13 protein-coding genes are annotated in these 13,261 nt (G+C 45.6%); 7 read left to right on the top strand and 6 right to left on the bottom strand.

Features of this window, described 5'->3' with window-relative positions; translation table 11 throughout:
* Window positions 1–37: 37 nt before the first annotated feature.
* The 6 genes from FS373_RS13260 to lptD all read right to left on the bottom strand — a co-directional run bounded on the left by FS373_RS13260 (window position 38) and on the right by lptD (window position 6,935).
* A complete protein-coding gene (locus FS373_RS13260) occupies window positions 38–862 on the bottom strand; it encodes a symmetrical bis(5'-nucleosyl)-tetraphosphatase (RefSeq protein ID WP_144047921.1) in 825 nt (274 codons plus the stop codon).
* A gap of 19 nt (window positions 863–881) precedes the next feature.
* Window positions 882–1,262 (bottom strand): Co2+/Mg2+ efflux protein ApaG, encoded by a 381-nt coding sequence (apaG, locus tag FS373_RS13255; protein ID WP_144047920.1) that lies wholly within the window; start codon window positions 1,260–1,262, stop codon window positions 882–884.
* A gap of 97 nt (window positions 1,263–1,359) precedes the next feature.
* The gene (rsmA, locus tag FS373_RS13250) at window positions 1,360–2,178 is read right to left on the bottom strand and encodes a 16S rRNA (adenine(1518)-N(6)/adenine(1519)-N(6))-dimethyltransferase RsmA (protein ID WP_144047919.1); all 819 of its coding nucleotides are present in this window, start codon (window positions 2,176–2,178) and stop codon (window positions 1,360–1,362) included.
* An 11-nt stretch (window positions 2,179–2,189) separates the two neighbouring features.
* Window positions 2,190–3,176 (bottom strand): 4-hydroxythreonine-4-phosphate dehydrogenase PdxA, encoded by a 987-nt coding sequence (pdxA, locus tag FS373_RS13245; protein WP_144047918.1) that lies wholly within the window; start codon window positions 3,174–3,176, stop codon window positions 2,190–2,192.
* Window positions 3,177–3,181: 5 nt separating this feature from the next.
* Window positions 3,182–4,486, bottom strand: coding sequence for a peptidylprolyl isomerase SurA (surA, locus tag FS373_RS13240; RefSeq protein WP_152829615.1), 1,305 nt, complete (start codon window positions 4,484–4,486; stop codon window positions 3,182–3,184).
* 124 nt (window positions 4,487–4,610) lie between these two features.
* Window positions 4,611–6,935, bottom strand: a complete 2,325-nt coding sequence (gene lptD, locus FS373_RS13235) for an LPS assembly protein LptD (protein WP_144047917.1) — start codon at window positions 6,933–6,935, stop codon at window positions 4,611–4,613.
* Between the two features lie 153 nt (window positions 6,936–7,088).
* On the opposite strand from lptD, the gene FS373_RS13230 reads away from it, so the two are divergent.
* From FS373_RS13230 to FS373_RS13200, 7 genes are all read left to right on the top strand, one after another.
* Complete coding sequence (locus tag FS373_RS13230) at window positions 7,089–8,108, top strand: aminoglycoside phosphotransferase family protein (RefSeq protein ID WP_322619498.1); 1,020 nt, start codon at window positions 7,089–7,091, stop codon at window positions 8,106–8,108.
* Window positions 8,105–8,791 carry an N-acetylmuramate alpha-1-phosphate uridylyltransferase MurU gene (murU, locus tag FS373_RS13225; RefSeq protein WP_152829613.1) on the top strand — a complete coding sequence of 229 codons (687 nt, stop codon included), beginning with the start codon at window positions 8,105–8,107 and terminating at the stop codon, window positions 8,789–8,791. The genes FS373_RS13230 and murU overlap by 4 nt, the downstream gene beginning before the upstream one ends.
* Before the next feature lie 65 nt (window positions 8,792–8,856).
* Complete coding sequence (djlA, locus tag FS373_RS13220; RefSeq protein ID WP_144047915.1) at window positions 8,857–9,636, top strand: co-chaperone DjlA; 780 nt, start codon at window positions 8,857–8,859, stop codon at window positions 9,634–9,636.
* Between the two features lie 61 nt (window positions 9,637–9,697).
* Window positions 9,698–10,327 (top strand): outer membrane beta-barrel protein, encoded by a 630-nt coding sequence (locus FS373_RS13215; RefSeq protein WP_144047914.1) that lies wholly within the window; start codon window positions 9,698–9,700, stop codon window positions 10,325–10,327.
* 38 nt (window positions 10,328–10,365) lie between these two features.
* Window positions 10,366–11,337, top strand: coding sequence for a D-2-hydroxyacid dehydrogenase (locus FS373_RS13210; RefSeq protein WP_144049093.1), 972 nt, complete (start codon window positions 10,366–10,368; stop codon window positions 11,335–11,337).
* A gap of 310 nt (window positions 11,338–11,647) precedes the next feature.
* Window positions 11,648–12,040, top strand: coding sequence for a DUF3302 domain-containing protein (locus tag FS373_RS13205; protein ID WP_144047913.1), 393 nt, complete (start codon window positions 11,648–11,650; stop codon window positions 12,038–12,040).
* Window position 12,041: 1 nt separating this feature from the next.
* Window positions 12,042–13,178: an HlyD family secretion protein gene (locus FS373_RS13200; RefSeq protein ID WP_144047912.1), complete on the top strand. Its 1,137-nt coding sequence runs from the start codon at window positions 12,042–12,044 to the stop codon at window positions 13,176–13,178.
* Window positions 13,179–13,261: the final 83 nt, after the last annotated feature.

The following is a 13,261-nucleotide window of genomic DNA, read 5'->3' as shown; positions in this document are numbered from 1 at the left end:
TTCCACTCTTGTTATATCGGCCAACTTATGGGCTAGTTTAACTCTTTTTTAACTTATTTTGGGTAATTTTTTGATCTGACTCCATATGCCATAACGTCAGATGCTCCCCCCAGCAACAGCCGGTATCCAGAGCATAAATGTTAGCACTTTCCACTTTACCCATCACAGTGGCCCAATGACCAAAGACTAAGGTGTGTGTTTTCTTGGTTAACCCATCACAGTTAAACCAAGGTGTCAGGCTGGGATCGAGGCAATCGCTCGGAGATAACTTACAATCGAAATCCAGCCCACCGTCAAGGTGTAGAAAACGCATGCGAGTCAAGGCATTGATACAATATATGTTCCCTTGTAATTCTGAGGCGTTAGTATCCCAAATATTAGCTTCTTTGGTGTACATTTTTGCGATCAAAGATGGAATATAATCTTGGGCTGTTAAGGCATTACTGACGCGTTGAGCCTGGCTTCTTAGGGTCTGAATATCCCATTGGGGAGGGACGCCCGCATGAGTCATCACGATATTATGCTCGGGAAGCTCCTGCACCAGAGGTTGTAACCTTAGCCAACCAATCAATGAGCCTAAATCGGCCGCTTCCAGGAGTGCTCCCAGCTGGTCTTTAGGGTTTACACGTTTAATTTTTGCCGACACCGCCATAAGGTGGAGATCATGGTTGCCCAATACTACCTTAGCCGAACCATCAAGCTGCTTGAAGTATCTTAGGGTGGGAAGTGAACCCGGGCCTCTGGCAATGAGATCGCCGACGGCCCACAGCACATCTCTGGAAGGGTTGAAATCAACTTTGGCAAGCACTAGCTCTAGCTCTTCAAAACACCCCTGAATATCGCCGACAAAGTAGTTAGCCATCTAGTACAGCGCCTTTAAATTAGTGAAGTAACCCTGGAACGGATAATCTAAATGGATGAATTGTAGCTTGGAATTGTTCACCGTCATCGGTCACCATAGTGTAGGTGCCTTGCATGACTCCTAGCGGTGTTTCCAGAACCGTGCCACTGGTATATTGGTATGCGGTGTCAGGTTCTATTCTCGGGGTTTCACCGACTACACCAGCGCCTTGAACTTCACTCTTATGGTCATTAGCATCGGTTATACGCCAATGGCGACTTTCTAATGTGACCGCAGCTTGTCCTAGGTTGATGATGGTGATGGTATATCTAAAAAGGTATCTCTCTTCTTTGGGAGATGACTGTTCTTCAATATATTCAGTTATTACTTCAACCTTGATGGTCGACCCGAGCTCAGACATAAGTTACCTTTATGACAAAAGAAAGGAGGGCAAGCCCTCCGATTCTATTTCTATGTATTCTTGTGTTCATTCACAATCAAGAGTCCGAGAGAATGAACTAAGTTTGCTCATCAGCCTTCTTCTCTAAGAGCATGTTCGCCATAGCAACATATTGCTCAACTGAGATCTGTTCGGGTCTCAATGATGAATCTATGTTGAGACTCAGAAACTCTTCATCAGAAATCATATGCTTTAAGTTATTACGTAAGGTCTTGCGACGCATGTTGAAAGCCGTAGTCGTCATATGTCTAAGAAATTCGACATTTTTACATGGCCAAGGTTTCTGTTTGTAAGGGACTAATCGCACGACTGCAGAATCTACCTTAGGCGCTGGTGTAAAACACCCAGGTGGTACTTCGAGTACCGGCATAACCTGGCAATGATACTGAGCCATAACGGTCAAGCGACCATAGGCCTTAGTTCCGGGAGTGGCAGACAGCCTTAATACGACCTCTTTTTGTAGCATAAAATGCATGTTCTTGATGTGTTCGGCAAATTCGAACAGATGAAACATCAAGGGAGTAGAGATGTTATAAGGCAAGTTGCCGAAAACTTTAAGTTCTTTGCCTTCTTCTATCAGTTGGCTGAAATCAAAATTTAGGGCATCCCCCTGATGGATTTCTAATTTATGTTTCAGAGTCGGGTGCTCTTGTAGCCTTGCAACCAGATCTTTATCTAGCTCAACCACAGTCAACTTATCTATGGAACTGGCAACCGGCTCTGTAAGTGCGCCTAGACCCGGGCCAATTTCGACCATGACATGATCATTGTCCGGTGCGATAGCGCCAACAATACGGTTTATGACATTATGATCAGTCAGGAAATTCTGTCCGAAACGTTTTCTGGCGGTATGGCCTAAATGTACTCTATTACTCATCTGCTATTCTATTATCCAGCTTTTACTGCCAAATCTATGGCTTTGTTTAGTGCGCAGACGAAGCTTCCAATGTCTGCAGTACCCGTTCCGGCGAGATCTAGCGCTGTGCCATGGTCGACGGAGGTACGAATGTAGGGGAGTCCTAAGGTAATGTTGACCGAACTACCAAACCCCTGTGATTTAAGTACTGGAAGGCCTTGATCGTGATACATGGCGAGTATCACATCAGCATCTTCGAGATACTTAGGTTGGAAAATGGTGTCAGCCGGCAGTGGACCTACGATACTCATGCCAAGTTCACGTAACTCTTCGAGTGCCGGGATAATGGTATCGAGTTCTTCACGGCCCAGATGACCATCTTCTCCTGCATGGGGGTTGAGTCCACATACATATATTTTGGGTTGCTCTATTGCAAACTTATCGATGAGATCTGTATGCAATATTTTTATTATCTGATGTAGGCGGTCACGAGTGATCGCTTTAGACACATAGGCCAAAGGGATATGCGTAGTCACGAGTGCCACATGCAATCCTGGAGCCGATAACATCATGACCACATCCTGGCAATTTGCTTGATTAGCAAAAAACTCGGTATGACCGCTGAATGGGATCCCAGCCTGGTTAATGATCCCTTTATGCACTGGACCCGTCACCACGGCGTCGAACTCGCCATTCATATTTTTCTCACCGGCATAGCGTAATGTGTCGACGACATAAGTGCTATTTTGTTCATCGAGTTTACCGCATACACTGGCAACAGCCAGAGAGAATGGGGCGATAGTCAAGCTGCCGACTTCCTGCGCCTTAGGCGCTTGGTTTGGCTGATAGGGCCGAAGTTGAAGTGGCAGGCCGAGATTCTTGGCTCTCGATGTTAATAAATCAGGATCAGCACAAACAACTAGCTCAGCAGGCCAAGCCTGCTGAGCTAGTTGAATAACTAAATCTGGACCGATACCTGCGGGTTCACCCGCAGTTATGGCAATACGTTTAGTCGTCAATACGTTTAACCTCTATTGAAATCAGCTTCAAAAACTTCGATATAAGCTTCTGCTCTCATCTCGTCTAACCAAGTCTGTAGCTCTTCGTTAAATTTACGACGGAAGATAAGTTGATGTGCTTTATTGGTATTAAATTTATTCGTCGCATCTGTTCTGCGACGTTCTTCTAACTGGACTATGTGCCAGCCATGGCTAGAGCGGAAAGGCTCACTGATCTCATTGACCTTAAGTTCTTTCAGCGTCTGAGAAAATGCCGGAACATAACTCGTTGGATCGGCCCAACCGAGTTCACCGCCTTTGGTCCCAGAACCCGGATCTTCTGAATATTGGCGAGCAAGAGCTCCAAAGTCGGCATCACCTGCGCGGATCTGCTTCACAAATTTATCTAGCATGGCCTTAGCCCGCTCTTCTGAAAGAATAGGTGAAGGCTTAACTAAAATGTGGCGAGAGCGTACCTCATCAACTTCTTTGGTTTGTAGGCCTCGAGCGTCCATCACCTTGATGATATGGAAGCCTGCTCCACTTCTGATCGGACCTATTATATCGCCTTTCTTGGCATCGGATAACACTTCAGCGAAAAGAGTCGGCATCTCGTTGATGTTCATATAGTCCCAGATACCCCCCTCGAGGGCTTTGGGGCCAGCGGAAGCCGCGATAGCCGTACTGCGAAAATCTCCACCATCTTTAACACGACCCAATACTTTATTGGCACGGTTACTCGCTTTTTCCAGTTGCTCACTAGTGGGATTATTGGGTATCTCAATCAAGATATGGCCTATTTGGAACTCAATCTGTTTCAACCCCTGTTCTTCAATCATGCTAACCAGGTTGTTGATCTCTTGTGGTGACACCTGAATGCGGCGCTGTACTTGAATGCGCTGAATTTCACCTAAGGTGATCTCTTCCCTTAATTGCTCACGATATTGACCCCAACTCATGCCTTCGCTGCTAATTTTTTGTCTCATCTGCTCGACGGTGAGCTTCTGCTCCTTGGCGATATTACCTATGGTTTGATCTAACTGTAGGTCACCGATATGAAGGCCTATTCTATCGGCCATCTGCATCTGCAGGCGCGTCATGATTAAACGCTCGATAACTTGGGTTCTTAAAGCTTGATCCGAAGGCAGAGATTGACCCGCTGCTGTGGCATTAGCCTTAACAGTTGCCAGCATGTTGGTGACTTCACTCTCCAGAATGATGCCTTCATTTATCTGCACCGATACCCGGTCTAATGTCGTGTTTTCGGCTTGAGCCATGTGGCTCATGGCCAAGGTAAGAATCGCAATAATCAAATGTTTACAGGGTTTCATCCACAAAAATCCTTGGCATATTAATATCAGCTGCAGCGTAAATTAGTGCTGACTGGAAAATCTATTTCATGATTGGACTATAAGTCTTTCTCATGGTTCATAACAATATCAATTAATTGTTTAACTAGTTTTTAAGGTATAAAGGTTTTCTATAGTTAAACAACCCATCATCTAGCATATCAGTCACACCCAATGGGCCGGAACCACCTAGTCCCTTTATCACGAAGTTAAGGTAAATTCCTTTTTCAAATAGCTCTCTGTCATCCACTATTGGGTTAAAGTCATCTTCATAATTGGTCTTGATTCGGTAATGATAACTTAAACGTATGGCCCAGCAACATGATTCGTATTGGAAGCCAGCGTATGTCTCAACGTTGCGGCTCTCATTGAGATCATAATACCAGTTTCCAACCAAATAGAGATTATCACTCACAGGCCAGGCACCTCGCATGCCAGCCTGAGATATGTCGACAGACTCATTGGTGTTGGTGTTGAGCAGGTCGGGCACATAGCGATAACTCAGTTGCAGTAGCTTGTTCGCCCCGGGACGAAAATCTAAAGTGACTTCACTCTTCTTGTTTTCACTCTGCTTAGTATCATACTGAATTGCTCCACTCATATACCAGTCTTTGTAGATTTGAGTACTCAATTCTGCCGCTAGAACAGAGTTAGAAGTATTTTCCTGAGTGAAGGTTTGAGTCGACATTCCGGGTTCATTGATCCCGACGCGGCTATCTTGAAAATAGAATATTTGTCCCAGACTAAACTTAAATTTCTCCACATTATGTTCGTCAAACAAACGAGTGGTTAATCCTAAGGTCATCTGGTTCGCATCGGCGATTCTATCGAGCCCAGAGAAACGTCTCTCTCTAAACAGGCCGTAATAATCCTCCTGCAGTTGGGCTGTATCATAGATACCGATATTAGATTGATCTTCATAACCCACGTAGAGGTATTGAAACTGTGGCTCTAAGGTTTGGCGATAATTTTCATTGAAGTAGTCTGTAAAACGCTCGAAGTTAACCTGGCCATGGATACGAACCTGAGGCAAGGTACGGCTGACTTGATCGTCTAACTCCTCGTTTTTGGGGTTACCTTGGTCATCCTGCCAATAATAGGTCTGTAATAGTTTGACTTCACTGGTTAATGAGCCCGCTGGTCCCTGGATCGGCAATGAAATGCTCGGTTCTATATGGAGACGAGTCGCGGTGGAGAATTCATTTTCTTGATGTTTGAAATTGGTAATTTCACTCATCAAATCAAAATCTAAGCCATTCCAGAGTGACGGTGCACGGTAGTTAAAGTTCAATTGTGGCATGACCTGATACGGGATCTCATCTTCTCCCAACACCTTGATGTCCTGTACTCTGGCGCTAAAGTCCCAATTTTTTTCAAAATAGCTGATCTCACCTATGCGTGATAGCTGGTTATCGGTTGCAGATTGGACATCCGAGTTCATGTCGTTGAAATAGTTGTTATCGGAAACTTGGGTGAAATTGGCTAATACTCGCCAATTTTCGTTGATTGCGCCCTTGTGCTGCCAATGATAGAGATAACGATCTGCGTTGTTGCTCATCATGTTATCGTTGCCCAAGTATTCGACGTTGATCTGGCCTTGCTGTGATTCACCGGCTAAATATCTGAAGTCAGTCTTTAGAAATAAGCCTCGAGCCGACATGTAATGAGGTGTAAAGGTCAGATCGTATTCGGGGGCTATGTTCCAATAATAGGGCGTCGCAACCTCGACACCATTGGTGGTGCTGGTGCTGAATTGCGGGAAAAGAAAACCGGATTTACGTTTATCCGATACCGGGATCGTCATGTAAGGGATATAGAGTATAGGTATACCGCCAATTTTTAGCTTGGCATCCCAAAGCTCCCCCCACTCTTCTGTACTGTCGATCTTGATTCTTTCGGCTTCGAGCAACCAGGAAGAGTCTCCCGGAGGACAGGTAGTGAAATTTGTCTTGGTGAGGTGTAAGTTGTTATCGGGCGTTATTTCAAGTTTTTCAGCATCACCGTGGATCTGTTGACCATGAAGCCAGTACTGGGCACCGGTAAGGGTGGCACTATTATCTCGCATCTGAGCCACAAGTGAATCAGCTGTGATGGTGAACATCTGATCCTGAAAGACTAAATTTCCATTAGCATCCAGGCGCTCACTCTCTTGATCGAGTATGGCCTCATCTGCTGCTATATGGCGGCCGCCTTGGCTGAATGAGACGTTGCCATTAAATTTGGCTTGCTTGCCCATCTGAGCTTCCGAGCGATCTGAGAGTATGCGTATCTCTTGAAGCGCTAATTCAGAGGCGTCGGGATCTAAGTTGGCCATTCTAGGCACAGGAGGCTCTACCAAGCATTGTATGCTGGCATCGGGCTCGGAGGTGGTTTCTTCAGCCAAGACTAATTGGGGAAGTAGGCTTAATGCCAAAAAATATCGGATATGCATCTTAAGTCGTTTATTATGATTTCTTAGTCTGGACAAATATTGGTGAGAAAAGTTGCACTTTTACCAGGCAACTCAGCTAAATATCAACAATGAGCTTTTTAGCTAATTCCATTTTGCTTTATAATAAAGCAATTTTTACGTAAGAGCCATGAGGTGCCCTTGTCAGATCTTAGATTTCTTCAGTTAAATACATGGCTAAACCAAGTTTTTGCTACTCAATTACACCCATCTCTTATCTCTGGAGATGCGAGTTTTAGACGCTACTTTAGGGTGTTTCATGATGAGAAGAGTTACATAATAATGGATTCGCCACCAGAACTTATCCCTGTGACTCCATTTATAAAGTTAGCCAAAGCCTATGGTGATCTTGGTGTTAATGTCCCGCAAGTTATTGAATCAAATGTTGAAGATGGTTTTTTACTCTTGAGTGACTTGGGGGATGTTCAGCTTATTTCACGGCTAAACGATGAGAGCGTCGCAGCATATTACTCTCGTGCATTAATGCTTTTAGACAAGTTTGCTGCTTTCAAGGAAAACGCTGAAGTGGGCTTACCCCTGTATGATTCAGACTTCGTTCACAGAGAGTTAGATATTTTTACCGATTGGTTGATAAAACATCATCTGAAGTTAGTTATTGATACAGATACCCGAAAGATGCTCGAGCAGGCCTTTGATTTGTTAGTGGCAAATGCCGAAGAGCAGCCAAAAGTGGGTATGCATAGAGATTATCACAGCCGCAATTTGATGCTCACTGCCGATGAGTTTGGCATTGAGCAGCTGAGTGTGATTGATTTTCAAGATGCCGTCATAGGCCCGGTGACATACGATGCTGTGTCACTATTGCGGGATTGCTATATTCGTTGGCCCGATGCGCTGGTAGAGGGCTTGATGAAAAAGCACTATGTTAGTCAGCAACAAGCCGGTCTAGTTGACAGTTCGATAACCTTAGAGACGTACCGTAGATGGTTCGACCTGATGGGGATACAGAGGCATATTAAGGCGGCAGGTATCTTTGCCCGCTTGAACTATAGAGATGGCAAGCCTGCCTATATGGCAGACATTCCTATGACACTGACCTATATCGGTGACATCTCGGCACGTTACCCTGAGCTAGAGGACTTTAGCGCTTGGGTGGCTACTACCTTAGTGCCCGCATTTGAGGACAAACAATGAAGGCGATGATACTTGCGGCTGGGCGAGGCGAGAGGCTGAGGCCGCTAACCGATTCTCTGCCTAAGCCCTTGGTGCGTGTCTGTGGCAAACCTCTGATTGTCTATCATATAGAGCGACTCGCTGCAGTGGGGATCGATGAGATAGTGATCAACCATGCCTGGCTGGGGGAGAAGCTAGTCGAGCAGCTTGGTGATGGCAGTCGCTGGGGCATTCGATTGCACTATAGTGCGGAGAAGAGTGCATTAGAGACTGGCGGAGGCATTAAGCGTGCACTGCCTCTGCTTGGCGACGAAGCATTCTTGGTGATAAACGGCGATGTGTATATGGATGATCTTCCTCAAGATATTGAGGCTGCTCTGGTGCAGATCAATGCCGGAAAATTGGCTCACCTCTGGTTAGTGGATAATCCGAGTCAGCATCCCCAGGGTGACTTTCCTCTGTATCATGGCTTGGTTGCTGCGCATAGAACCGCTGGAGAGATGGCGTTGACTTTTTCTGGACTGGGTCTGTACCATCCTTCGCTATTCGATAACTCCCCCGAAGCAGGCTTCCCATTAGCACCGTTATTGCGGGAGAAGATGTCATCTGCTTTGGTATCTGGTAGTCATTACTCTGGCTATTGGTGTGATGTGGGCACAATAGAACGACTCGAGGCTCTGGAGCGTCGATTACAAGCAAACTAGTGTGATTCTTGTATTTGATATTTGTCACTGTGATAACTTAATTTTTGATAGCTAAGGTTTTTTAGATGCGTATTTGGGGTAAGTTTTTTGGTTTCGCCATAGGTTTTATGTTTGGTCGAATCATTGGAGGCCTGATTGGTCTCTGGTTAGGCCATTTATTTGATAAAAAGAGCGCTCAGTTGAGTGGCATCATAGGCAAAGGTGCCAATAGGCAGACACTTTTCTTTAATACGACATTTGCTGTGATGGGGCATGTAGCGAAAGCATCGGGTCAGGTGACTGAAAACGATATTCGTATCGCGACTATGTTGATGGATCAGATGCAGCTCAAAGGTGAGGCAAGGCAAGAGGCTCAGAGGGCATTTAGCGAAGGTAAAGCCAGTGATTTCGATATCAAGGCTTGTTTAAAAACCTTTAGAATTATCTCCATGGGGCGTAAAGAGTTATTGCAGATGTTTCTGGAAATTCAGATCCAGACTGCTCTGTCCGACGGTGAGCTCGACCCCAATGAACACGCGATCTTACTGACTATAGCCCAGGAGCTAGGCTATAGCCGAAGCCAGTTAGATGAGTTGCTTAAGCGTTGGCAAGCCGAGTTTAACTTCCATAAAGGAGGCAATGGCAGTCAGACGAGTATCGAAGATGCTTATGACCTCCTGGGCATGGCCGAATCATCATCGGACCAAGAGGTCAAACGTGCTTATCGTAAGCTGATGAACGAGCATCACCCAGACAAGCTAGTCGCTAAAGGACTTCCTGAAGAGATGATGGAACTGGCCAATCGTAAGGCGCAAGATATACAACTCGCGTACGATCGGGTTAAGTCAGACAGAGGCATGCGTTAGTCTTGCTTGCGTTAACTCGGCTTATGGTGTGATAAGAAAACAACCACAAAAGGGAAGGGATATGAAAAAGTATACTCAGTTACTGCTCACGGCTTGGATTAGCACCGGTGCCTTGTCTGCGGCATCCGCATCGGCCGAAGTTTTTGTGGCCCCTTTTGCTGGTTACAGCTTTGCAGCCAGCGAGTTCGATGTGACTCAGACTGATACTAATGAGCAGGGGAAAGTCAAAATTGCTGAATCGGCTAATTATGGTGTGATGTTCGGGGTTACCACAAAAGATCCCGGTAATATCTATTTTCTCTATAGCAGTCAGAGTACAGATCTTCGAAGCGGCGGTAACTTTAGTCCGGATTCAGTCATAGATCTGACTGTCGATTACTTTCATATAGGTGGATCGCTATTCTTTCCTAATGGTCATTTTAAGCCTTATGTTACCGCGAGTGTGGGCGTGACTAATATGCGCCCCAGTGGCGATTATTCCAATGAATCACGTTTCTCCATGGGGTTTGGTGCCGGGCTTGAGTATGAAGTGACTTCTACTGTTTCACTGTTTGCCGATGCCAGAGGCTATGCTACTTTCATCAGCAGTGATAACGCACTTTTTTGTAATGGCGGTCAGTGCATATGGAATATCAATGCCGATATCATGTGGCAAGGGCAAGTCAATGCAGGAGTTAAGTTAACCTTCTAACCGACGTTTGGTGTCAAGAATAGAGTGAGGGAGTGATGATGAAGATAGTTGTACTGGATGCCTATACCTTAAATCCTGGTGATCTAAGCTGGCAAGCGATCGAGCAATTCGGTGACTTGACCTGCTATGACAGAACCGAGCCCGAGCAAATATTTTCCCGGGCAAAGGATGCAGAGGTCTTATTCACCAACAAGACCATAATCGATAAGAATACGCTGACTCTATTACCTAAACTGAGGTACATAGGCGTTCTGGCAACTGGGACCAATGTTGTCGATCTACATGCTGCAAAAAATCAAGGCGTAGTGGTCACTAACGTACCCGCTTATGGCCCGGATGCGGTCGCTCAGATGGTGTTCGCCCATATTTTGCATCATACCCAGAGAATTGCTCTTCATCATGAGGCGGTAGTTAATGGTGTCTGGTCAGATTGTGATGATTTTTGTTTCACCCTGTCTCCATTACAGTCTCTAAAAGGCAAGACTATCGGCTTGATGGGTTATGGCGCCATAGGTCAGCGGGTTGCCAATATCGCCCTGGCGTTTGGCATGAAGGTCATGGTTAACACCCGCAGCCAGCTAACTGCTCTTCCTGCCGGCATAGAGTGGAGTGGATTGGAGCCGCTGATCTCCAAGGTCGATATCCTCTCACTACACTGCCCGTTAACCGAGGCTAGCGATAAGGTCATTAACAGCAGAAGCCTTAAGCAGATGCGCTCTAGCGCTATATTAATCAATACCGCTAGAGGTGGGTTAATCGATGAGGCTGCTTTAAAGCAAGCCTTGGCCGATGGCGAAATAGCGGCTGCCGGCATCGATGTGCTATCGACCGAGCCACCCGAGAAAACGAATCCACTGCTCAGCGCTAAGAATATCAGCATCAGCCCCCATAACTCATGGGCGACGCTGGAGGCCAGACAAAACTTACTCAATATCGCGAGTCGAAACCTGGAGTGTTTCCTATCCGAAGCCAGTAAGCCTGATGGAAAGTTTGACAATCAGGTCAATTAATACCATTCCTAATATTTTGTCGCTAAAACGAGGGCCTACCTTTCTTATAATGCCCACCTCATTAAATATCACTTCTCTTAGGCTGTGAATCAGTATTTATTCATTGCCTAATTTATCTCCTCACTTGTTACTTCTTACTCATATTTCTCATTTGGTATTATCTGCATTGCTGTGTTCGAGTTCAAAATTGCTGGTATTGATAACAAAATGTTGAGAGAATGTTTTTTCTGCGCAACCGTGTATTAACTAATGATAATGACGACCTAAATGTTGAGGATACTGGATAATATTTAGGTATAAGGAGAGAGTCGTGTTTCTAGATTACTTTGCATTGGGCGTGATTTTCTTCGTCGCTATATTCATATTCTACGGAATCATAGTCATTCATGATATTCCCTACGAGATTGCCAAAGAGCGTAACCATCCGCAACAAGATGCGTTGCATATCGCCGGCTGGGTGAGCTTGTTTACCTTGCATGCAATTTGGCCATTCTTATGGATTTGGGCAACCTTGTATCGAGAAGACAGAGGCTGGGGCTTTAACAATGTGGTGCAGCGAGAGCTGGCATTGGAAGATGAAGTGAAACAGCTTAATAAGACAGTTGCTCAATTAGAGATTCGACTTCTGTCCATAGAACAAGGCTCAACTAAGCCTAATGAACAAGCTGTTGTAGCGGCTTCAACGAATGGCAAGGAGGCATAAGATGGATCTGTTACTTATTCTTACCTATACCGCTATCTGTATCGCGATATTTAAGATTTTTAAAATCCCACTCAATAAGTGGACTGTGCCAACGGCTATTCTTGGTGGTGTCTTCATCGTTGGTGCGCTCGTGCTCTTGATGAACTATAACCATCCTTACACACCTTTTGCGAAAGAATACTTCGTCACAACCCCAATTAACCCGGCGGTTAAAGGTGTCGTCATCAGTGTTGAAGTAAAACCCAATACTCCGATAAAGAAGGGCGAGGTGTTATTTAGACTCGATCCGACTCCTTTTGCCGCTATCGTTAAGCAGAAACGTGCCGCATTACTTGCCGCTGAGCAGGAAGTGCCGCAACTAGAGGCTGCCTGGAAAGCGGCAACGGCCAGCGTTACACGCGCCGTTGCCGATAAAGATAGGACTAAGTCGGCCTACGATCGTTATGCCAAAGGGAAGAAGCGGGGCGGTGTAAACTCGCCATTTACCGAACTTGAGCTGGATAATAAGCGTCAGCTCTATCTCTCTTCTGAAGCTCAGCTAACGGCAGTCAGAGCCGATGAACTGAGAGTGCGCCTCGCCTTCGAATCTAATATAGATGGGGTCAATACTAAGGTTGCAGGTATTCAGGGTGAGTTGGAGAAAGCTCAGTTCGATCTCGATATGACCGTCGTCAGGGCGCCAACCGATGGCATAGTGACTCAGATGGCTTTACGCCCCGGTATTGTTGCCGTGCCCATGCCGCTACGCCCCTTGATAAGCTTTATTCCCGATGAGCAGAAAATGTTTGCTGGTGCTTTTTGGCAAAATTCACTCTTGAGACTGAAAGAAGGGGATGAGGCCGAGGTGATTTTAGATGGTGCTCCCGGGCAGGTATTTAAGGGCAAGGTTGCTAAGATCTTACCCGCAATGGCAGAAGGTGAGATTCAATCATCCGGCGCACTCATCTCTTCGCGTCACCTGATGCAGCGTGGCCGTGTTATCGTCTTGATAGAGCTTGATGATCATGAGATAAGAGATAGATTCCCCGCAGGTGTTTCGGGACAAGCGGCTATCTATACTGATCACTTCTCCCATGTGGCTATTATGCGTAAGGTGTTATTGAGAATGCAGGGATGGCTGAACTATGTGTTCCATTAAACCAAAAAATTTAATGTGAGCTAAAGTGGATGATTAAAGGGACCGAGTGTCCCTTTTTTATTCACTGCTTTTTGTAGATAAAT

The sequence above is a fragment of the Shewanella sp. YLB-07 genome, from assembly GCF_009377275.1.
The sequence above is the reverse complement of the archived record's forward strand: the minus strand, read 5'-3'. Positions and strand labels throughout refer to the sequence as shown.

Excerpts from the sequence above, each read along its gene's own strand:
- FS373_RS13260 (WP_144047921.1), bottom strand. The coding sequence starts at position 862 with ATGGCTAACTACTTTGTCGGCGATATTCAGGGGTGTTTTGAAGAGCTA.
- apaG (WP_144047920.1), bottom strand. The coding sequence starts at position 1,262 with ATGTCTGAGCTCGGGTCGACCATCAAGGTTGAAGTAATAACTGAATAT.
- rsmA (WP_144047919.1), bottom strand. The coding sequence starts at position 2,178 with ATGAGTAATAGAGTACATTTAGGCCATACCGCCAGAAAACGTTTCGGA.
- surA (WP_152829615.1), bottom strand. The coding sequence starts at position 4,486 with ATGAAACCCTGTAAACATTTGATTATTGCGATTCTTACCTTGGCCATG.
- lptD (WP_144047917.1), bottom strand. The coding sequence starts at position 6,935 with ATGCATATCCGATATTTTTTGGCATTAAGCCTACTTCCCCAATTAGTC.
- murU (WP_152829613.1), top strand. The coding sequence starts at position 8,105 with ATGAAGGCGATGATACTTGCGGCTGGGCGAGGCGAGAGGCTGAGGCCG.
- djlA (WP_144047915.1), top strand. The coding sequence starts at position 8,857 with ATGCGTATTTGGGGTAAGTTTTTTGGTTTCGCCATAGGTTTTATGTTT.
- FS373_RS13215 (WP_144047914.1), top strand. The coding sequence starts at position 9,698 with ATGAAAAAGTATACTCAGTTACTGCTCACGGCTTGGATTAGCACCGGT.
- FS373_RS13210 (WP_144049093.1), top strand. The coding sequence starts at position 10,366 with ATGAAGATAGTTGTACTGGATGCCTATACCTTAAATCCTGGTGATCTA.
- FS373_RS13200 (WP_144047912.1), top strand. The coding sequence starts at position 12,042 with ATGGATCTGTTACTTATTCTTACCTATACCGCTATCTGTATCGCGATA.